We start from the raw sequence: 21,915 nt of genomic DNA on the forward strand, positions 1-21,915 counted from the left end.
TCCCGGCTTTTTCTTTTAGTTCAGCATGTTGCGGATCACGTAATGCAAAATGCCGTCGTTCTGGTAATAGGTTAGCTCATTACCGGTGTCAATACGGCAGCGCGTCTCCAGCGTCTCTTTGCTGCCATCCGCGCGCGTCAGAATTACGGTTACCGTGCCACCCGGCTTCAGCTGCGACAGGTTCGCCACATCAATAAACTCTTCACCCGTAAGCTGCAGCGTTTTACGCGTCACGCCAGCCGGAAACTCGAGCGGCAGAATTCCCATACCAATCAGGTTAGAGCGGTGAATACGCTCGAAGGATTCGGAGATAACCACGCGCACGCCTTGTAAGCGCGGCCCTTTCGCTGCCCAGTCACGGCTGGAGCCGGAACCGTACTCTTTACCGGCAATCACCGCTAACGGCACGCCTTCCTGCTGATACTTCATCGCCGCGTCGTAAATCGCCAGCTGCTCGTTAGTCGGGAAGTGTTTGGTATAACCGCCCTCCACACCCGGCACCATTTCGTTACGAATACGGATGTTAGCGAAGGTGCCGCGCATCATTACTTCGTGGTTACCACGACGCGAACCGTAAGAGTTGAAATCGGTGCGCTCAACGCCATGCGACAGCAAATAGCGTCCGGCTGGACTTTCGGCTTTGATGCTCCCCGCCGGAGATATGTGGTCGGTGGTGACGGAATCACCCAGCATCGCCAGAATGCGCGCGCCTTTGATATCCTGCACCGGCTTCGGCGTTTTCTCCATGTCGTCAAAGAATGGCGACAGACGAATGTAGGTCGAATCGCCATCCCAATCGTAGGTAGCCGCTTCGCTCACTTTGATTTGCTGCCACTCCGGCGTGCCGTCAAACACCTCGGCATACTCTTTGTGGAACATATCGCTGGTGACTTTCTGCACCGCTTCCGTAATCTCTTCCGGCGACGGCCAGATGTCCTTGAGGAAAACATCGTTGCCCTGTCGATCCTGGCCGAGCGGATCGGATTGAAGATTGAGCTTCATATTACCCGCTAAGGCATAAGCAACCACCAGCGGCGGCGAAGCCAGCCAGTTGGTTTTAATCAACGGATGAATACGTCCTTCGAAGTTACGGTTACCTGAAAGCACGGCGGCAACCGTGAGATCGCCCTCTTTAATCGCGCTTTCAATCGCATCCGGTAATGGACCGGAGTTACCAATACAAGTAGTACAACCGTAACCGACCAGATTGAATCCTAACTTGTCCAGATATGGCGTGAGCTGGGCTACAGCGAGATAGTCAGAAACCACTTTGGAACCGGGTGCCAGCGAGGCTTTAACCCAAGGCTTGCGCATCAGACCGCGTTCAACGGCTTTCTTCGCCAGCAAACCGGCAGCCATCAGCACGCTTGGATTTGAGGTATTGGTACAGGAGGTAATCGCCGAGATCACGACCGCACCGTCATCCAGCTGATAGCTTTCTCCGGTTTCGCTATCGCGGTAGCTGACGGTTTTGTGCGGTTTTTGCGCCTGATTGACTTCCAGTTCATTGCTGGCATCAAAGGCGGTGGGCACATCGCCCAGTGATACGCGATCCTGCGGACGTTTTGGTCCGGCCAGGCTGGATTCAACTTCATCCATATCCAGCGCTAAAGAGCTGGTGAACACCGGCTCATCACCCGCGTTGCGCCACATGCCTTGTTGCTTAGCATAAGCTTCAACCAGTTCAACCTGCTCCGCATCGCGGCCGGTGAGCGTCATATAACTCAGGGTGACGTCATCGACAGGGAAAAAGCCGCAGGTCGCGCCATATTCTGGTGCCATGTTGGCGATAGTTGCGCGATCGGCAAGCGGCAGGTCGGCTAAACCGTCGCCGTAAAATTCTACGAATTTACCTACAACGCCGTGTTTGCGCAGCATTTGCGTGACGGTTAACACCAGATCCGTTGCGGTAATGCCCGGACGCAACTTACCAGTGAGTTTGAAACCGACTACGTCAGGAATCAGCATTGAGACCGGCTGGCCAAGCATCGCCGCTTCAGCTTCAATGCCACCAACGCCCCAACCTAGTACGCCGAGCGCATTGATCATGGTGGTGTGCGAATCGGTGCCCACCAATGTGTCGGGATAGGCAACCTCTTGCCCATTCAGCGTCTCATGCCAGACAGATTTACCGAGGTATTCCAGATTGACCTGATGACAAATCCCGGTGCCCGGCGGCACTACGCGAAATCGATTGAAGGCTTTTTGCCCCCAACGCAGGAAGACGTAGCGCTCATGGTTGCGCTCCATTTCCAGGTGCACATTTTCACCAAAGGCTTTGTCATCACCGAAATGATCCACGGTGACAGAGTGGTCGATGACCAGATCTACCGGGGATAAGGGATTGACTTTGGCGACGTCGCCGCCGAGACGTTTCACCGCTTCGCGCATGGCAGCCAAATCTACAACCGCCGGTACGCCGGTAAAATCTTGCATTAATACACGCGCAGGACGATAGGCAATCTCACGATCGGCGTGAGCATCTTTTTGCCAGGCGACCAGCGCTTCAATATCTTCAAGCGTGACAGAATCACCATCCTGCCAGCGCAATAGGTTTTCCAGCAGGACTTTCATCGACTTGGGCAAGCGATCGATATTGCCCAATTGCTGAGCTGCTTTGGGCAAGCTGTAGTAATGATATTTTTTTGCCCGAACATCCAGCGTGTCCTGACTCTGCTCGCGTAACGTTAACGACATAGCGCCTCCATGTAAGTGAATCTCTTTTTAAACCTCAGTGACTGCAAGGTTTAACTTAAAGATAGACTACATTGCCGTTAACGTTTTGATAACAACACGAATTGACACATTAAAACACAATGAAAAATGCCCCGACGTTTGTCAGGGCATTTATATCATTCAGTTTAATTTGAGTTAGGGCTTAAATCATCGCCCAAAAGGCGGCGGCCCAAAAAGCCAGGGAAAAGGTATATACGCTTACCCAGGATAATGTCGTTGTATTGATGTTCATAATTCACTCCCTCCCGGATTCCGGGCAAAAAAAGTCCACCGTCTTCAGCGTTGTACTGATGACACCGTTTTTTTAATGCTGAGTGTTAAAGGACGGGCTTTTAACTTGCCCACCGGATAATCCGGCAAAAAGAGGGACTAAACGTCTAAATATGGAACGGAACGCAGGCTGCGTTATTTCGACTTCATATCCATGAAGGATTCAATAAAGTTGCGCTGATTCTCACTGAGTTCCCACGAAGTCGGAATGGTGACCTGTGGTTCAGTTGAGACAACGTCTTTAACTTTGCACGCAGGCGTTTGCGGCTGACGCGCAGAAACCGGATGCTTACGACTGAGTGTATTTGCCCACATGGCTTAACCCCACATACGCCAAATCATTAACGCCACCACTACCCAGAACAGTGCTGAAGCAGCGAAGACAGTCATCCAAGCTTTGCGACGGGTGTTGCCAGTACGCTCAACTTTGGTGCTTTTAGTCCGGAAGCCCGGCTGTACAGTTATTCTCGTATTCATAGTTTTTGATAATCACTCTCAATAAAACGATTGATGACAACGATTAAGATTTAGGACGAATCCTAAACTTGTTAAGACCGAAAATCCAGTTATTTTTATTGAGCACAACGATTAACGCTATTTATCAAAACGCAAAAGATTGATGAGATAAATTTAATTGCCAACATAACTATTAATTAAATAGTTACATTGTAAATTTGGGTTAACAGCAAATTAGATCCAATCTAAATTTGAGTTTAATTTACTAACCCAGTAAAAAAGCCCTTCTCCATCAACTCTTAACTAGAGTATGGGAATATTCCTGGCGAGCTGCAAAGTAGCATCGTAAAAATTGTGTACTGATTCGCATTTAAGAACTAACAATAGAAAAACATGTGACCCATGTTTCATTTACATAAAAATAATGATTTTTTTTGAGGTACTCGTGGCGCTAAGCGCTAAGGGATTCCGAAGGTGCCCACTGGACACCTTGGCAAAAGAATGAGTTAGGAATTTACTTGAAGGGTAATTTGATATCGCGGAACATGGCTTCGATGTCTTCATTGGAGCGCAGTGCGACCGCCGCATCCACCACATCACGCGTCAGGTGTGGTGCGAAACGTTGAATGAAATCATACATATAGCTGCGCAGGAAGGTGCTGCGTCTAAAGCCAATCTTGGTCGTACTATTCGTAAAGATTTCTGAAGCTTCAATCCGCACCAAATCGGGGTCTGCGACCGGATCCACCGCCATGCTGGCAATCACGCCCACGCCCAAGCCTAAACGCACGTAAGTCTTGATTACGTCAGCATCCGTTGCAGTAAAGACGATGCGTGGCGTTAATCCGGCGCGATTAAACGCGGTATCCAGCTCTGAACGGCCGGTAAAGCCGAAGGTGTAAGTCACCAACGGGAAATCCGCCAGCTCTTCTATCGTCACATTTGATTTCCCCGCCAGCGGGTGATCTGGCGTTACCACAATAGCGCGATTCCAGTGATAGCACGGCAGCATGATCAAATCGTCATACAGATGCAGCGCTTCGGTAGCAATGGCAAAGTCCGCATTGCCCTTTGAAACCGCCTCAGCTATTTGCGTCGGCGATCCTTGATGCATATGCAGAGAGACGCGAGGATAGCGCTCAATAAAACCTTTAATCACGCCAGGCAGCGCATAACGTGCTTGCGTATGGGTAGTCGCAACATACAGCGAGCCTTTATCTGGCCAGGTATGTTCACCGGCCACAGATTTAATCGCGTCTACTTTGGACAGCACTTCACGCGCAATCCGAATAATCTCTTCGCCTGCAGGCGTTACTTGCGTCAGATGCTTACCACTGCGCGCAAATATCTGCACGCCCAGCTCATCTTCTAACATACGGACTTGCTTACTGATGCCTGGCTGCGAGGTATATAAGCCTTCGGCGGTCGATGAGACATTGAGATTGTGATTAACCACTTCGACGATGTAACGCAACTGCTGCAATTTCATAGTTATATCTTCCTGGTAGCGACAGAGGTGCATTCCCGGCAGGCGTGTTTCCGCCTTAATAGCGGTGAGGGAGGGAAAGCGAGTCAGCGAAACGAAAAGAGTTCTATAACTACTATATCAGTTAAAGGAAGAATGTAGAACGATTAGCTATAAGGATAAGAGAAAGGCCAGCGAATGCTGGCCTTGCGGGGAATTACTTTTTCGCTTCCTGCCATTTGCCGTCAATATAGAACATTGACCAGCCGGTGGCTTTGCCATCCTTTTCGGAAGAGACATATTGCTGTTTCGTCTTGCGACTGAAACGCACCATCGTCTTATTCCCTTCCGGATCGGCGGCCGGCGCTTCTGACAGATATTTCAGCTTCTCTGGCAGACGGTCGGCAAAGCGTTGCAGCTCTTCCACCAGCGGCGCGCGCGTTTCACGTGATTTCGGGAAGGTATTCGCGGCAAGGAACACGCCTGCTGCACCATCACGCAACACAAAGTAAGCATCCGATTTTTCACACTGCAGTTCTGGCAGCGGCACCGGATCTTCTTTCGGCGGCGCGACGTCACCGTTACGCAGAATCTTACGGGTGTTTTTGCACTCGTCGTTGGTACACGCCATGTACTTACCGAAACGCCCCATTTTCAGGTGCATTTCGGAACCGCACTTCTCGCACTCAACAATCGGACCGTCATAACCTTTGATGCGGAACTCGCCCTGCTCGATCTCATAGCCATCGCACTCTGGGTTATTACCGCAGACGTGCAGCTTGCGCTGGTTATCGATCAGATAGCTGTCCATCGCGGTGCCACACTTCTGGCAACGACGACGGGCGCGCAACGCGTTGGTTTCAGCATCATCGCCTTCCAGCACGTTGAGCACTTCATTTTCCGGGATCAGGTTGATGGTCTGCTTGCAGCGCTCTTTCGGCGGCAAAGCATAACCCGAGCAACCCAGGAACACGCCGGTACTGGCGGTGCGAATCCCCATCGGGCGGCTACAGGTTGGACAATCAATCGACGTCAACACCATCTGGTTCGGCTGCATGCCGCCCTCTTCCGGATCTTTCTCAGCATCATCTAACTGCTGGCTGAAATCACTGAAGAAGGAGTCGAGCACCGCTTTCCATTCGGCTTCATTATTCGCCACCTGATCGAGGCTATTTTCCATGCGTGCGGTGAAGTCATAGTTCATCAGCTCGCGGAAATTAGACTCCAGACGGTCGGTAACAATTTCACCCATTTTTTCAGCGTAGAAACGGCGGTTCTCAACACGCACGTAACCACGATCCTGAATGGTGGAGATAATCGAGGCGTAGGTTGATGGACGACCAATGCCGCGTTTTTCCAGCTCACGCACCAGTGACGCTTCACTGAAGCGCGCCGGCGGTTTGGTGAAGTGCTGGCTTGGCATCAGCTCTTTAAGATCCAGCATGTCGCCAACATCTACCGGCGGCAGTGTCAGATCTTCATCATTTTTACGCAGCGCAGGCATCACGCGTGTCCAGCCATCGAAGCGCAGCGTGCGGCCTTTAGCTTTCAATTTGAATTCAGCCGCGCCCACGGTCAGCGTGGTGGAGTCGTACTGAGCCGGTACCATCTGGCAGGCCACAAACTGACGCCAAATCAGCTGATACAATTTCTGCGCGTCAGCTTCCATATCTTTCAGCTGCTCAGCCACGATATTCACATCAGAAGGACGAATCGCTTCGTGCGCTTCTTGTGAGTTCTCTTTGCTGGCATAGGTATTCGGCGCTTCTGGCAGATACTTTTTACCGAAGCTGCTCTCAACATAACCCCGCGCCATCGCCACGGCATCCTGGCTCAGGTTGGTGGAGTCGGTACGCATATAAGTGATGTGGCCCGCTTCATATAAGCGCTGCGCCATCATCATGGTCTTCTTCACGCCGAAGCCCAGACGCGTACTCGCCGCCTGTTGCAGCGTTGAGGTAATAAAGGGTGCAGAAGGCTTGCTGCTGGTCGGTTTATCTTCGCGATCCAGCACCTGGTAACGCGCTTTCTGCAAAATCGCCACCGCCGCGTGAGTTTGCTCACGATTAACCGGACGGAACGCTTTGTCATTCTGATGCGTCACCTGCATGGCAAGATCGGCGCCTTTCGGCGTGGCGAAATCAGCATCGATTTCCCAATACTCTTCTGGCACGAAGGCTTTGATTTCGTGCTCGCGCTCAACCACCAGACGCACCGCAACCGACTGAACGCGACCAGCTGACAGGCCACGCGCAATTTTCTTCCACAGCAGTGGCGACACCATGTAACCCACCACGCGATCCATAAAGCGGCGCGCTTGCTGTGCGTTGACACGTTCGATATTAAGCTCGCCCGGCTTGTCAAACGCCTGACGAATCGCATTCTTGGTGATCTCGTTAAACACCACGCGGCTAAAGCGCTTATCGTCCCCACCGATCACTTCCCGCAGGTGCCAGGCAATGGCTTCCCCTTCGCGGTCAAGGTCGGTTGCGAGATAGATATGGTCTGCATCGGCAGCCAGGTTTTTCAGCTCAGCGACAACTTTTTCTTTGCCCGGCAGAATTTGATAATCCGCTTCCCAACCATGCCAGGGATCCACACCCATGCGGTTTACGAGTGCGGCTTTCTCATCCTTTTTAACCTTTTTTCCAGGTTTCGCTTTTTCCCCGTCGGCACTTTTACGGGCAGTTGAACCGCTGGTCGGCAAATCACGGATATGACCGACACTGGATTTCACCACGTAGTCATTACCGAGGTATTTATTGATTGTTTTGGCCTTTGCCGGGGACTCAACGATTACGAGTGATTTACCCATATGTACCTTTACCTAAATGAAACGTCCTGATAAACGGGAGAGAATTGGAGGTCCCAAAACCCAATGGGTTCAATATTGCTGCCAGCATTTCGCATTTCAAGGCAGCTGGGATAATCTCAGGTCAGATTGCGTCGACTTCTGCAACTTTATGATTAGGAGCGAGTTTTCCATCTGACAGAACCACACATCCGGGTGTGATCTCCCTGAAAGCTGAATCGCCCACACTCTACCTGATAAAATCCGTTACGCAACTTAATTAGCATTCTGCCTAATTTTGCGCCAGTTTTATGACGCAATGCTGATTTGCTGAACGCGATGGCTCGCAAGTAATATAGAAGGAGAAAAATGGCTGTCAAAAAAGAGGTGAAAAATGTCAGTGCCAACGGAATCTATTTCACGCCAGGCGTTACTGGAAATAGCCAATCAGATAATCACGCAGCACGACGATTATTTTGTCGGATTAGAAGCCAATGATGTGATTCAGCAAGGTGATGTTTTGGTGTTTCGCGGACCCTATTTTCTCGATGATGAAGGCTTGCCCACCGCCAAAACCACCACGGTATTTAACGTGTTTAAACACCTCGCGGTCGAACTCTCCTCTCAATATCATCTGGCATAAAAAAGCCCGGCAATTGCCGGGCTCGGTTACAACAGCGGCTTCTCGCCGCGCTGCCAAATTTTCAGAATCAACCGCTCTGCCGCCAGACTGGCGCTGTTGGTAAAGCGATCCATCATTTTACGCTTACGTGCGTAGTGCACGCCCAGCACGGTGAAGCTATCCATATGCTTGATAATCAACGCATCGCTGGTGCCGATTTCGTCAATCAAACCCAAATCCAGCGCCTGACGGCCATACCAATGCTCGCCGGTCGCCACTTTGTTCAGATCAAGCGACGGACGCATCTGCTGCACAAAATCTTTAAACAGCTGATGCGTTTCATTGAGGTCTTCCTGGAATTTCTCGCGCCCTTCTTCGGTGTTTTCACCAAACAGCGTCAAAGTCCGTTTGTACTGACCGGCGGTATGCAGCTCGACGTCAATATCGTTGCGCTTTAACAGGCGGTTGAAGTTAGGGATCTGCGCGACCACGCCAATCGAACCAATAATAGAAAACGGTGCAGCCACGATGCGATCCGCCACGCAAGCCATCATGTAACCGCCACTGGCAGCGACTTTATCCACCACCGCCGTCAATTGCAGGCCGGCATCGCGCAGGCGTTGCAGCTGCGAAGCCGCCAAACCGTAGCCGTGAACCACGCCGCCGGGGCTTTCGAGGCGCAGCAGCACTTCATCGCCCGGCACCGCAACTGCCAGCACGGCGGAGATCTCCTCACGCAATGAGGTAACTTCACTCGCGTCCATGCTGCCTTTGAACTCCAGCACATACAGCGTGGGCTTTAGCGTCTCGCTCACGCCCGCTTTGGCATTGCGTTTATCAGCTTTCGCCTTTTGCTTCTCTTCTTTCTTATGCTGCTTGAGCCACACTTTTTGCGCCTGTGGCTTCATTTTGGCAAGCTGCAGGTCTTCCTTCATCTCACGATAATCATCATCGAGATGCGTCAAACGCAGCTGACCGCTGCTGTGACGTTTACGCAGCGCGGCATTAAGCACAATCAGAACAATAGCTGCGATCGCCACCACCACGGTGACAGCCTTAGCCAGAAATAATCCGTAACTGGAGAAAAAATCCATTCTGCCGCCTTATTAAACAGTAAATTACAACAGCTGCAAGTTTACCCGCTTTACGCGCTGTCGTCGCCTGAAATGCCCGCAGGCGGCACAGAATGCGAGGCTCAAGCGTTGCACCGCGCGGCAAATTCAGGCATAAAGCCAAAAACCTTCTGACCAGAGCAAAGGACATCGCTGTGCATTATCAACCGAAAAGCGATCTGCTGGAAAATCGCATCATTCTCGTCACCGGCGCTTCCGACGGCATTGGCCGTGAAGCGGCGCTGACCTATGCGCGCTACGGCGCGCGCGTCATCCTGTTGGGGCGCAATGCCGACACGCTGCAGAAAACTGAGCAGGCCATCAACCAGTTAAACAAGCAGCCAGCCGCTTCTTTATTACTGGATTTGGCTGAAGCCACGCCAGAAAGCTGCCAGCAGTTGGCCGAGCAGGTCGCTGCGCTGGTACCGCGTCTGGATGGCGTGCTGCACAATGCCGGCATTCTGGGCGAGATCGTACCGCTGGAAGAACTCGATCCGCAGATCTGGCGTAACGTGATGCAGATTAACCTCGATGCTACCTTCTATTTAACCCAGGCATTACTGCCGCTGCTGCTGAAATCAGATGCCGGATCGCTGGTGTTTACCACTTCCAGCGTAGGCCGCACCGGCCGCGCAGGCTGGGGCGCGTATGCGGTTTCGAAGTTTGCCACTGAAGGCATGATGCAGGTGCTGGCCGACGAGTATAAAAACCGTCACTTGCGGGTCAACTGCATCAATCCTGGCGGTACGCGCACCAAAATGCGCGCCAGCGCCTTCCCGGAAGAAGATGCTAATTTACTCAAAACTCCCGCGGATTTGATGCCGCTCTACCTCTATTTAATGGGCGATGACAGCCGACGTAAAACCGGCACCAGCTTTGATGCGCAGCCGGGACGTAAAGCGGGGCCAGCAACCGCATGAGCGATCGCCATCAGCAACGTCAGCAGCGACTGAAAGAGCAGGTTGATGCCCGTATCGCCGCCGCCACCGAGACGCGTGGCATCCTGATGGTGTTCACCGGTAACGGCAAAGGGAAAACCACCGCCGCTTTTGGCACCGCGTTGCGCGCCTGCGGACACGGTAAAAAAGTGGCGGCGGTACAGTTCATTAAAGGCGAATGGCCCAACGGTGAACGCAACTTGCTGGAACAGCACGGCGTCGAATTTCAGGTGATGTCCACCGGTTTTACCTGGGATACGCAGAACCGCGAGACCGATACCGCCGCCTGTCAGTTGGTGTGGCAGCAGGCGCGTCGCATGTTGGCCGATAGCAGCGTCGATCTGGTGATCCTTGATGAAATCACGTACATGGTGAGCATGGATTATCTGGATTTAGCTGAGCTGGTCGATGTGCTGCAACAGCGCCCTGCACAGCAAAGCGTGATCATTACCGGTCGCGGCTGTCATCGTACGTTACTGGATTTGGCGGATACCGTGACGGAAATGCGTCCGGTGAAACATGCGTTCGATGCGGGAATTCAGGCACAGCAAGGAATAGATTGGTAAAACGCTGACGCCGCAGAGCGCGGCGTCAGGCTGGCATCAGGAACCGCGTTTGGTGTTATTACGACGCGGATTGTTGCTCACCACACCGTGACGTTTTACCGCACGACGGATTTGGTTAGCCTTGGTGCGACGACGATCCTTTTCGACGGCCACCTTAGTTACCGTCTCTTCCGGCATACTGACTAACGTACGCAGATAATTGACCGCCGGTAATTCCATCTCAATCCAACCGCCGCGTGGCAAGCCTTTCGGCAACTGGATATCACCGTAACGCACACGCATCAGACGGCTAACCTGCACGCCAACCGCTTCCCACAGACGGCGCACTTCGCGGTTACGTCCTTCGGTCAGCGTCACGTTGTACCATTGGTTGATCCCTTCGCCACCGGCAAACTTAATGGTTTTGAACGATGCCGGGCCATCTTCCAGCTGCACGCCTTTGCTCAGCTGACGGATTTTATCGTCATCCACTTCGCCAAACACGCGAACCGCATATTCACGCTCGACTTCACGGCTTGGGTGCATCAAACGGTTAGCCAGTTCACCATCGGTGGTGAACAGCATCAAACCGCAGGTATTCACATCCAGACGACCGACGGCGATCCAGCGTGAACCACGCAGACGCGGCAGACGATCAAACACGGTTGGACGCCCTTCCGGATCGTTACGCGTGCAGAGTTCACCTTCCGGTTTGTAGTACGCCAGTACGCGGCACACTTCGGTCGCCGACTCAGCGATGGAAACCAGATGGCCATCGATACGAATTTTCAGGGATTTATCACTTTCGATGCGATCGCCAAGCGTCGCCAGTTTGCCGTCAACGCTGACGCGTCCGGCTGAAATCATGGTTTCGATTTCGCGACGCGAACCGTGACCGGCGCGCGCTAATACTTTCTGTAATTTTTCGCTCATGGAGCCTCGTTGTCGCCTTCCCAGGCGTCGTGGTAAGAAGAGGTACGATACAGGGATTACCAATTCCCATATCAGAATCTGTTACCGCTCTGCATCGCTTCTGCAATCTCAGACGGCCCGCGATTTTACACTAACGCAAGTTTTGTTAACACCTTTTCCTTTGCTGCCGATAACAGAGGGCCCGTTAAAAACGGGCACATTAAGACCCTGACAACAAACATTCAGCTGACTGATAGATCGATCTCATTTTCGTCCGCGGCATTCACGCCAAGTGACTGAATTATTATCACTTGCCCCTCACCTTTTCCGATTGAATCTGTTACCGACTTAAGCCAGCTGATACATTAGCGCTTTGCAAGGCTGCTTGGGCAGTATTGCTCGCCATGCTAAAGGATAACCACAAACTTTAAATCTAAGTAAAAACGCCAAAACAGCATAAAAAACTACTTAATGGCGTTAAATAAGACCTTTTTTAATAATAAATGTAAATTGATAGTTTATTGGCACTACAGGTTGGATTAAGTCTGTATTTTTGTATTTTTTGAATCATATTAAATTTGATGAATTGTTCTGCAGAAAAAACTGTGTAAAATTTAAGCCTGAAATCCAGTGTGTCGTCATAATAACATAGCTTTAATTTACTATTTATATTCGTTCAACTAACAAATTGTTAACGAACCACTGTGTAATTTCACTGATATTATAAACCGGCGCGCGCGGGATTTGACGCGTTTATTCATTTACGGAATGAATTTAATTCGCATGTCGAAAGTCTTCACCAGGGATTTTACGGACATGCTTTAATGAAGATCACTGCCATGAAAACCACTCTGCTTTGGCCTGCGCTCGCTGCGCTGGCACTGAGCGGTTGTTCCGTGGGCCATACTGAGTACAGTCGTACTGCGATGCAACACGTTGATATGAGCGTGACAGGCATCCCGACTGTGCTGGGTTTAGGCATCCTCGGCACAACCATTCCTCTGACGCCAGAATACAGCCTGACGGCGGCGCACGTGGCAAAAACTGCCGTGCAGCGCGTCAAGGCTTATCATCCCTATTGCGACGTCGCGATTATTTATCATAAAAACAGCCCAGAAACGCTGGCTAAATTCCGCAGCGGTGCCATTGGCGAACCGATTAAAATGTACGGTTACAGCTTTATTTCCGCTATGCCGGTGGAATCGAGCGGCGTTAATTTAGCGCGCACCGCAATCACCAATAAATGGAATAAAAAGCCCTGTATGGCGATGGCATCAAATGCTGGCGTTGTGCAAGGCATGTCGGGTGGCGCGGTATATAATGCTGACCAAACTATTGGCGGCGTGATTGTCGGTTACAGCCATGAAATATCTAACGTGCGCAGCAAGAAAGTCATCTTAAAAGATGTCTCGCTGTATATTCCGTATGGGGATTTTAAAAATTGGCTGGAATCCAATATTGGTCAGACGCAGAACGTCACGCCTGACCATGTATGATTACTGGAACGGGCGCGTGTCACCGACGCCTTCGCGCACCACCACCGGCGCATCGCTGGTGAGATCGATCACCGTGGTCGGCTGCTGTCCCAGCGTGCCGCCATCGATGATCAGATCCACCAGCTTGCCAATGCTGTACTGAATCTCTTCCGGATCGGACTCGGTAAAATCGTTGCCGGGCAACATCAGCGAGGTCGACATCATCGGCTCGTTGAGACGCTCCAGCAGCGCCAGCGCCACCGGATTGGACGGCACGCGCAGACCAATGGTTTTACGTTTGTCATTCATCAGACGACGCGGCACTTCTTTCGTCGCCTTCAAAATAAAGGTGTAATTGCCCGGCGTGTTATTTTTCAGGAGGCGAAACGCGGAGTTATCCACCTGCGCGTAAGTCGACAGCTCCGACAGATCGCGGCACATCAGCGTAAAGTTGTGATTGCCATCCAACTGGCGAATGCGACAAATGCGCTCCATGGCATTTTTCTCTTCCAGACGACAACCCAGCGCATAGCCCGAGTCGGTTGGATAAACAATAACGCTGCCTTTATTCAGATAATCAACGGCCTGATTTACCAGGCGCGGCTGCGGATTGTCGGGATGAATGTGAAAATATTGACTCATAAAAACCTCATATCACCTGTCTGCAACAGCAATGCTGGGCGCCAACTCGGGGAAGCGTTCCCAAACCGGCTCCACGCCGCCCGGTAGCCATAACTTGCGTCCCAGTTCTATCCACGGACAAGGTTGGTGGAAATCTGATCCCTGCGACCCGGCTAACTGATGGTCACGCGCATAGGTTGCCAGCTGCGTGCGCTCGTTGGGCGCTTGCTGGCACTGCGCGACTTCCATGGCATCGCCGCCCACGTCGGCAAAATGCGCAATCAGCCGCTTTAACCATTTAGCCGACAAACCATAACGACCGGGATGCGCCAAAACGGCATAGCCGCCAGAATGATGAATAGCATCAATGGCTTGTTTAATTGTACACCATTGCGGAGGCACGTAGCCGGTTTTCCCGCGCGCCAGATAATTTTTGAATACCTGCGCCATATTATCGGCTTTGCCAATCTCTACCAGATAACGCGCAAAGTGGCCGCGCGTGATCAGGCCGCCTTGCGCCAAACGCTGGGCACCGGCTAGCGCATCAGGAACGCGAGCGCGCTCGAGGCGTTCGGCAATCTGCTGCGCACGATCAAGGCGAGTCTGATACTGCTGCGCAAGGAATTCAGTCAGCGCGGGATGCTGGCAATCGACATTCAGCCCCACAATGTGGATTTCGTGATTTTCCCATAAGGTTGATGCTTCTAAACCCGCCAGTACGCGGATCGGCAGATCCTGTTGCACCACTGCCGCCTGCGCTTCTGCCACGCCCGCCACTGTGTCGTGATCGGTAATAGCCAGCACACCGACTTTCATCTCAACCGCACGCTGCACCAGCGCGGTCGGCGTCAATAAGCCGTCAGAAGCCAGCGTATGGCTATGTAAATCGTAAAGGGGAAAACGAGCGATGTCCGACAAGATAACTCCAGCAACTGCATAAACCGGCAGGCATGATAACGATTTTGCCCCTGGCTGAAAAAGGGTATTGACATTTTTCGGCCGAACCAGTTAACTAGTACACAAGTTCACACGTAACGGGTATTTAATCATGACTATTTTTGGTACGCATTTAAATGGTTGGTGGCGCGAAGATCCCTTTATCGGGCGACATCGTCGTGCACAACTTGCGTAACCGCAGTGCAGATTGATACCTAAGCCCGCCACCGAGCGGGCTTTTTTTTGAGCGAAATTCAGAGAATCCATTATGGCTATTGCGAAACCTACATTGAAGTTGATAACCGGTACCGCGCCCTACCGCGAAGATCCGGCCGCAGTGTTTCATCAGTTATGCGGCGCACGTCCAGCAACTCTGCTGCTTGAATCCGCTGATATCGACAGCAAACAAAACCTGAAAAGCCTGTTAATCGTCGATAGCGCGCTGCGCGTCAGTGCGCTGGGCAATATCGTCACCATCAAAGCGCTGTCAGAAAATGGTCGCGCTATCTTGCCGCTGCTGGACGAGGCGCTGCCCTCTGAGGTGCGTATCGAAGTGCGCCCTGATGGCCGCGAGCTGCATTTCACCCAGCCGCAAGGCATGCAGGACGAAGATTCCCGCCTGAAGGCCCTTTCCGTGTTTGATGCGCTGCGCCTGATCCCACAGCTGGTGAACAGCCCGGAAGAGGAGCGTGAAGCGATGCTGCTTGGCGGCTTGTTCGCTTATGACTTAGTCGCCGGTTTTGAGGATCTGCCGGAACTGCGTAACGAACAGCGTTGCCCGGATTACTGCTTCTATCTGGCCGAAACTTTACTGGTGATCGACCACCAGCAGCGCACTGCGCGCCTGCAGGCCAGCTTGTTCAGCCCATCGACCAGCGAGTTCCAGCGTCTGCAAGGTCGCATTGAACAACTGCGCGGCCAGATGACGCAAGCTGCGCCCGCATTGCCGGTACAGCGCGTCGAGCACATGACGCTGAGCACTAATCAGAGCGACGAAGAGTATTGCAGCGTAGTCCGTGAGATGCAGGAAGCGATTCGCATCGGTGAAATCTTCCAGGTTGTTCCTTCACGTCGCTTCTCGCTGCCGTGCCCTTCTCCACTGGCGGCTTACGACACGCTGAAAAACAGCAATCCAAGTCCTTACATGTTCTTTATGCAGGATCAGGATTTCGCGCTGTTTGGTGCCTCGCCAGAGAGCTCACTGAAATATGACGCGACGTCGCGCCAGATTGAGATCTACCCGATTGCTGGTACGCGCCCACGCGGCCGCCATGCCGATGGTTCGCTGGATCGCGATCTCGACAGCCGCATCGAACTGGAAATGCGCACCGACCATAAAGAGATGGCCGAGCACCTGATGCTGGTGGATTTAGCGCGTAACGATTTGGCGCGTATCTGCGTGCCGGGCAGCCGTTACGTAGCTGACCTGACTAAAGTTGACCGCTACTCGTTCGTGATGCATCTGGTGTCACGCGTTGTCGGCACGCTGCGCGCTGACCTCGACGTGCTGCACGCCTACCGCGCCTGCATGAACATGGGCACGCTGAGCGGCGCACCGAAAGTGCGTGCCATGCAGCTGATTGCCGGGAAAGAAGGCACACGTCGCGGCAGCTACGGCGGCGCAGTCGGCTATTTCACCGCTAACGGCGACCTTGATACCTGCATCGTTATCCGTTCCGCGTGGGTTGAAGACGGCGTAGCCACCGTGCAAGCCGGTGCCGGTGTGGTGCTGGATTCCCAGCCACAGGCAGAAGCGGACGAGAGCCGCAATAAAGCGCGCGCGGTATTGCGTGCCATCGCAACAGCCCATCACTGCAAGGAGATTTTCTGATGGCCGATATCCTGCTGCTCGATAACATCGACTCCTTTACTTACAACCTCGTTGATCAGCTGCGTACCTTCGGCCACAACGTGGTGATTTATCGCAACAACGTGCCCGCTGAGGTGCTGATTGAACGCCTGCAGCAGATGGAAAATCCGATTCTGATGCTGTCGCCGGGTCCGGGCGCGCCGAAAGATGCTGGTTGCATGCCAGATTTGCTGCAAGCGCTGCGCGGTCGTCTGCCAATTATCGGCATCTGTCTCGGTCATCAGGCGATTGTTGAAGCTTACGGCGGACATGTCGGCCAGGCCGGCGAGATCCTGCACGGCAAAGCCTCTTCTATTACCCACGATGGTGAAGGCATGTTCGCTGGCCTGAGCAATCCGCTGCCGGTGGCGCGCTATCACTCGCTGGTCGGCAGCAATACGCCAGCCGAATTGACCGTTAACGCCAGCTACAACGGCATGGTGATGGCCGTGCGCCACGATGCCGACCGTGTGTGTGGCTTCCAGTTCCACCCCGAATCCATTCTCACCACTCAGGGTGCGCGCTTGTTAGAACAGACGTTGGCCTGGGCGCTGGCGCAGTAATAGGGAGATTATGATGCAAACTATTCTGGAAAAACTTTATCAGTCCGAAACGCTGAGCCAGGGCGAAAGCCACCAGCTATTTAGCGCTATTATCACCGGTCAGCTGGAGCCAACGCAGTTAGCCGCCGCGCTGATCGCCATGAAAGTCCGTGGCGAGCGTCCGGAAGAGATCGCCGGTGCCGCTTCCGCGCTGCTGGCCGATGCGAAACCGTTCCCGCGCCCGGATTACACCTTTGCCGATATCGTCGGTACCGGCGGTGACGGCAGCAATAGCATCAACATCTCGACCGCCAGCGCCTTTGTCGCGGCAACCTGCGGCCTGAAAGTGGCAAAGCACGGTAATCGCAGCGTCTCCAGCAAATCGGGTTCTTCCGATCTGCTGGCGGCATTTGGCATCAATCTGGATATGCCTGCCGAACAGGCACGCCAGGCGCTGGACGATCTCAACGTCTGCTTCCTGTTTGCTCCGCAATATCACAGCGGTTTTCGTCACGCGATGCCGGTACGCCAGCAGTTGAAAACCCGGACCATCTTTAACGTGCTGGGTCCGCTGATTAACCCTGCACGTCCACCGCTGGCGGTGATCGGCGTGTATAGCCCGGAGCTGGTGTTGCCGATCGCCCAAACGCTGAAAGTGCTCGGCTATCAACGTGCGGCTGTGGTCCACGGCGGTGGCATGGATGAAGTGGCGCTGCACAGCCCAACGCAGGTCGCCGAGCTGCGTGATGGCGAAATCACTGGCTATCAGCTGACGCCAGAAGACTTCGGTTTTGGCTTCCATGATAAAGACGCGTTGGCCGGCGGCACGCCGGAAGAAAACCGTGACATTCTGACCCGTTTACTCCAGGGTAAAGGCCAGCCCGCCCATGAGCAGGCGGTGGCGGTGAACGTCGCAATGTTACTGAAAGTGTTCGGAAATGAAGATTTGCGCGACAACGCACAGCGCGCCATCGCTGCCATTCGCAGCGGACAGGCCTACGAGCGCGTTGTCGCTCTGGCAGCGAGAGGATGAGATGAGTATTAAGGGCACTGTTTTAGAGAAAATCGTACAAGATAAAGCCGTCTGGGTTGAAGCGCGCAAAGCACAGCAGCCGCTGGCCACCTTCCAGAACGATTTGCAGCCTGCGGAACGTCATTTTTACGATGCACTGCGCGGATCACGCACCGTATTCATCCTGGAATGCAAAAAAGCATCGCCCTCTAAAGGGCTGATTCGCGAGGATTTCGATCCCGCCACCATCGCTGGCGTGTATCGTCATTACGCTTCTGCAGTCTCGGTGTTAACCGATGAGAAATACTTCCAGGGCGATTTTGCGTTCCTGCCGATTGTCAGCGCCGCCATCACGCAACCGGTGTTGTGCAAAGACTTCATCATCGATCCTTACCAGATCTATCTGGCACGTCATTATCAGGCCGATGCCATTTTGCTGATGTTGTCGGTACTGGATGATGAGCAATACCGTCAGCTCGCCGCCGTGGCGCACAGCCTGAAAATGGGCGTGCTGACCGAAGTAAGTAATGAAGAAGAGATGGAACGTGCCATCGCGCTGGAAGCCAAAGTCGTCGGCATTAACAACCGCGACCTGCGCGACCTGTCCATCGACCTGAATCGCACGCGTCAGTTAGCCCCGCGCCTCGGACATGGCGTCACCGTCATCAGCGAATCTGGCATTCACAATTATGCGCAGGTACGTGAACTGAGCCACTTCGCTAACGGCTTCCTGATTGGCTCCGCGCTGATGGAAGAAGCCGATCTCACCGCTGGCGTGCGTCGCGTATTGCTCGGTGATAACAAAGTCTGCGGCCTGACCCGCGCCGAAGATGCACGCGCAGCGCAGGAAGCCGGTGCCATTTACGGAGGCTTGATCTTCGCCGAAGGCTCGCCGCGTAAAATCAGCAGCGAGCAGGCGCAGGTTGTTCAGGCGGCTGCCGCGCTGAAGTATGTTGGCGTGTTCCGCAACAGTGCGATAAGTGACATTGTCACGCTGACAGAAGCGTTAAAACTTTCTGCGGTGCAGCTGCACGGCGATGAAGATCAAGCGTTTGTCGCACAATTGCGTCAGGCGCTGCCAGCAAGCACCAAAATCTGGAAAGCGCTGAGCATTAAAGAGCAGTTACCTGCGCGCGACTGGCCGCACGTCGATCGTTACGTGTTTGATAACGGCCAGGGCGGCACCGGCCAGCGTTTCGATTGGTCACTGTTGCAAGGCCAGGATCTCAGCAATGTGCTGCTGGCCGGTGGCCTAAGCGCTGACAACTGCGTTGAAGCCGCGCAGCTGGGCTGTGCCGGCCTCGATTTCAACTCCGGCGTAGAATCTGCGCCAGGCATTAAAGATGCCAGCAAAGTCGCGGCGGTATTCCGCACGCTGCGCGCCTATTAATTTCGCTTGCCCGCCGTTGCGCGGGCCGAATAAGGAAGATGAAAAAATGACCACGTTATTGAATCCCTATTTTGGCGAGTTTGGCGGCCAATACGTACCGCAAATCCTGATGCCAGCCTTGCGCCAGCTGGAAAATGCGTTTGTTGAAGCGCAGCGCGATCCCGAGTTTCAGGCCGAGTTTACTGACCTGCTGAAAAACTACGCTGGACGCCCAACGGCTTTGACGCTGTGCAGCAACCTGACCAAAGGCAGCAAAACCCGCCTCTATCTGAAGCGTGAAGATTTGCTGCACGGTGGCGCGCACAAAACCAACCAGGTGCTGGGTCAGGCGCTTTTGGCCAAGCGCATGGGAAAAAACGAGATCATCGCGGAAACCGGCGCCGGTCAGCATGGTGTCGCGTCAGCGTTAGCCTGTGCCCTGCTTGGCATGAAGTGCCGCATCTATATGGGCGCTAAGGATGTTGAACGTCAGTCGCCAAACGTATTCCGTATGCGTTTAATGGGCGCGGAAGTGATTCCGGTGCATAGCGGCTCAGCCACGCTGAAAGATGCCTGTAACGAGGCGCTGCGCGACTGGTCTGGCAGCTATGAAACCGCGCACTACATGCTCGGCACCGCCGCGGGCCCGCACCCGTTCCCAACTATCGTGCGTGAATTCCAGCGCATGATTGGTGAAGAGACCAAAGCCCAGATTCTGGAGCGCGAAGGTCGCCTGCCGGATGCGGTGTTAGCCTGCGTGGGCGGTGGTTCAAACGCTATCGGCATGTTCGCTGATTTCATCGAAGAAGAAAGCGTTGGGCTGATCGGCGTGGAACCGGCGGGTCACGGTATCGAAACCGGAGAACACGGTGCGCCGCTCAAGCACGGCCGCGTGGGGATCTACTTCGGCATGAAAGCGCCGATGATGCAGACCGAAGAGGGGCAGATTGAAGAATCCTACTCAATCTCTGCGGGTCTGGACTTCCCGTCAGTGGGTCCTCAGCATGCGCATCTGAACAGTATCGGCCGCGCGGAATATGTTTCGATCACCGATGATGAAGCGCTCAGCGCCTTTAAAGAGCTGTGCCGTGCGGAAGGTATTATTCCTGCGCTCGAGTCCTCACACGCGCTGGCACATGCACTGAAAATGATCCGCGAGAATCCGGAAAAAGAGCAGTTGCTGGTGGTTAACCTTTCTGGCCGCGGCGATAAAGACATCTTCACCGTTCACGATATTTTGAAAGCCAAGGGAGAGATCTGATGGAACGTTATAATCAGCTGTTTCAACGTCTGTCGGCGCAGCAAGAAGGCGCGTTTGTCCCCTTCGTTACCCTCGGCGATCCGTCACCTGAACTGTCGCTGAAAATTATCGATACTTTGGTGGAAGGCGGTGCGGATGCATTAGAGCTCGGTATTCCGTTCTCGGATCCGCTGGCCGATGGCCCAACCATTCAGGGCGCGACACTGCGTGCCTTTGCTTCCGGCACCAACGTGGCGCAGTGTTTTGAAATGCTGGCGACCGTGCGTCAAAAGTATCCTGACCTGCCGATTGGCTTGCTGATGTACGCCAACCTGGTGTTCAGCAAAGGTATCGACAACTTTTATGCGCAGTGTGAAGCGGTGGGCGTCGATTCAGTGCTGGTTGCGGATGTGCCGCTGGAAGAGTCTGCGCCCTTCCGTCAGGCTGCGCTGCGCCACAATGTGGCTCCGATCTTTATCTGTCCGCCAAATGCTGACGATGAACTGCTGCGTGAGATTGCTGCGCACGGTCGCGGTTATACCTATCTGCTGTCACGCGCAGGCGTAACCGGTTCGGAAAACCGTGCCAGCCTGCCGCTGCAGCATCTGATCGAAAAGCTGCGCGAGTTCAATGCTGCGCCGCCGCTGCAGGGCTTCGGTATCTCTGAACCTGGTCAGGTGAAAGAAGCGATCGCTGCCGGTGCGGCTGGTGCCATTTCCGGTTCGGCAATTGTGAAAATCATTGAGCGTAACCAGAACGATCCGGTAACGCTGCTCAGCGAACTGAAAGCCTTTGTTAGCAGCCTGAAAGCGGCCACCCGCTAAAATCCTTCAGGGCCTTATTCGCTGGCGCGGATAAGGCCTTTTTATCGCACTAAACCTCCCCAGCTCATTTTTCCGGCTACTCTCAGATTTTCATACCCAGCCAAAACTGCGATTGGATCAATAAGTGGCAAAAAACCCCTATTTCTGACTTTTTCGCACGTGCCGATTTGCCGATTTCGCATCTCCAGACCACAATTAAC

General features: G+C 53.4%; 17 protein-coding genes, 1 pseudogene and 1 other annotated feature. Of the genes and pseudogenes, 9 read left to right on the top strand and 9 right to left on the bottom strand.

Annotated elements, in window-relative coordinates:
• Nucleotides 1–15 precede the first annotated feature (15 nt).
• From acnA to topA, 5 genes are all read right to left on the bottom strand, one after another.
• Nucleotides 16–2,697: an aconitate hydratase AcnA gene (gene acnA / locus HX773_RS00280; RefSeq protein WP_176969983.1), complete on the bottom strand. Its 2,682-nt coding sequence runs from the start codon at nucleotides 2,695–2,697 to the stop codon at nucleotides 16–18.
• 444 nt (nucleotides 2,698–3,141) lie between these two features.
• The gene (locus tag HX773_RS00285; protein WP_064738813.1) at nucleotides 3,142–3,321 is read right to left on the bottom strand and encodes a hypothetical protein; all 180 of its coding nucleotides are present in this window, start codon (nucleotides 3,319–3,321) and stop codon (nucleotides 3,142–3,144) included.
• 3 nt (nucleotides 3,322–3,324) lie between these two features.
• Complete coding sequence (locus tag HX773_RS00290; RefSeq protein WP_071531660.1) at nucleotides 3,325–3,483, bottom strand: YmiA family putative membrane protein; 159 nt, start codon at nucleotides 3,481–3,483, stop codon at nucleotides 3,325–3,327.
• A 493-nt stretch (nucleotides 3,484–3,976) separates the two neighbouring features.
• The gene (gene cysB / locus HX773_RS00295) at nucleotides 3,977–4,951 is read right to left on the bottom strand and encodes an HTH-type transcriptional regulator CysB (RefSeq protein WP_064738814.1); all 975 of its coding nucleotides are present in this window, start codon (nucleotides 4,949–4,951) and stop codon (nucleotides 3,977–3,979) included.
• Nucleotides 4,952–5,144: 193 nt separating this feature from the next.
• Nucleotides 5,145–7,742, bottom strand: a complete 2,598-nt coding sequence (gene topA, locus HX773_RS00300) for a type I DNA topoisomerase (RefSeq protein ID WP_176969984.1) — start codon at nucleotides 7,740–7,742, stop codon at nucleotides 5,145–5,147.
• 370 nt (nucleotides 7,743–8,112) lie between these two features.
• Between topA and HX773_RS00305 the strand changes: the two genes are divergently transcribed.
• Nucleotides 8,113–8,361, top strand: coding sequence for a DUF2498 family protein (locus HX773_RS00305; RefSeq protein WP_176969985.1), 249 nt, complete (start codon nucleotides 8,113–8,115; stop codon nucleotides 8,359–8,361).
• A 26-nt stretch (nucleotides 8,362–8,387) separates the two neighbouring features.
• On the opposite strand, the gene sohB is transcribed toward HX773_RS00305, so the two are convergent.
• Entirely contained in the window at nucleotides 8,388–9,434 is a 1,047-nt protein-coding gene (gene sohB / locus HX773_RS00310; RefSeq protein WP_176969986.1) for a protease SohB, read from the bottom strand.
• A 173-nt stretch (nucleotides 9,435–9,607) separates the two neighbouring features.
• Between sohB and HX773_RS00315 the strand changes: the two genes are divergently transcribed.
• Together HX773_RS00315 and cobO are read left to right on the top strand one after the other, a co-directional pair.
• Nucleotides 9,608–10,372 (top strand): YciK family oxidoreductase, encoded by a 765-nt coding sequence (locus HX773_RS00315; protein ID WP_176969987.1) that lies wholly within the window; start codon nucleotides 9,608–9,610, stop codon nucleotides 10,370–10,372.
• Nucleotides 10,369–10,956 (top strand): cob(I)yrinic acid a,c-diamide adenosyltransferase, encoded by a 588-nt coding sequence (gene cobO, locus HX773_RS00320; protein WP_176969988.1) that lies wholly within the window; start codon nucleotides 10,369–10,371, stop codon nucleotides 10,954–10,956. Before HX773_RS00315 ends, cobO begins: the two co-directional genes overlap by 4 nt.
• Before the next feature lie 36 nt (nucleotides 10,957–10,992).
• Here the strand turns inward: cobO and rluB are convergent, their stop codons facing one another.
• Entirely contained in the window at nucleotides 10,993–11,868 is an 876-nt protein-coding gene (rluB, locus tag HX773_RS00325) for a 23S rRNA pseudouridine(2605) synthase RluB (protein ID WP_101764266.1), read from the bottom strand.
• An 818-nt stretch (nucleotides 11,869–12,686) separates the two neighbouring features.
• On the opposite strand from rluB, the gene HX773_RS00330 reads away from it, so the two are divergent.
• Entirely contained in the window at nucleotides 12,687–13,343 is a 657-nt protein-coding gene (locus HX773_RS00330; RefSeq protein WP_176969989.1) for a serine protease, read from the top strand.
• Here HX773_RS00330 and HX773_RS00335 read toward each other — a convergent pair whose 3' ends face one another.
• Entirely contained in the window at nucleotides 13,344–13,964 is a 621-nt protein-coding gene (locus HX773_RS00335) for an L-threonylcarbamoyladenylate synthase (RefSeq protein ID WP_110866253.1), read from the bottom strand.
• A gap of 12 nt (nucleotides 13,965–13,976) precedes the next feature.
• Nucleotides 13,977–14,861, bottom strand: a complete 885-nt coding sequence (locus tag HX773_RS00340; protein WP_176969990.1) for a PHP domain-containing protein — start codon at nucleotides 14,859–14,861, stop codon at nucleotides 13,977–13,979.
• 154 nt (nucleotides 14,862–15,015) lie between these two features.
• Nucleotides 15,016–15,124 (top strand) — a sequence feature (Trp leader region).
• A 23-nt stretch (nucleotides 15,125–15,147) separates the two neighbouring features.
• On the opposite strand from HX773_RS00340, the gene HX773_RS00345 reads away from it, so the two are divergent.
• From HX773_RS00345 to trpA, 5 genes and pseudogenes are all read left to right on the top strand, one after another.
• Nucleotides 15,148–16,710 (top strand): anthranilate synthase component 1, encoded by a 1,563-nt coding sequence (locus tag HX773_RS00345; RefSeq protein ID WP_176969991.1) that lies wholly within the window; start codon nucleotides 15,148–15,150, stop codon nucleotides 16,708–16,710.
• Nucleotides 16,710–18,303: pseudogene (gene trpD / locus HX773_RS25860) on the top strand (bifunctional anthranilate synthase glutamate amidotransferase component TrpG/anthranilate phosphoribosyltransferase TrpD). The gene HX773_RS00345 and the pseudogene trpD overlap by 1 nt, the downstream one beginning before the upstream one ends.
• Nucleotide 18,304: 1 nt before the next feature.
• Nucleotides 18,305–19,672, top strand: coding sequence for a bifunctional indole-3-glycerol-phosphate synthase TrpC/phosphoribosylanthranilate isomerase TrpF (trpCF, locus tag HX773_RS00360; protein ID WP_176969992.1), 1,368 nt, complete (start codon nucleotides 18,305–18,307; stop codon nucleotides 19,670–19,672).
• A gap of 46 nt (nucleotides 19,673–19,718) precedes the next feature.
• A complete protein-coding gene (gene trpB / locus HX773_RS00365; RefSeq protein ID WP_101764259.1) occupies nucleotides 19,719–20,912 on the top strand; it encodes a tryptophan synthase subunit beta in 1,194 nt (397 codons plus the stop codon).
• Nucleotides 20,912–21,715, top strand: a complete 804-nt coding sequence (trpA, locus tag HX773_RS00370; protein WP_176969993.1) for a tryptophan synthase subunit alpha — start codon at nucleotides 20,912–20,914, stop codon at nucleotides 21,713–21,715. The genes trpB and trpA overlap by 1 nt, the downstream gene beginning before the upstream one ends.
• The last annotated feature ends 200 nt before the right edge of the window (nucleotides 21,716–21,915 follow it).

The organism is Pantoea sp. B9002, assembly GCF_013385945.1.
Classification (GTDB): Bacteria; Pseudomonadota; Gammaproteobacteria; order Enterobacterales; family Enterobacteriaceae; genus Pantoea.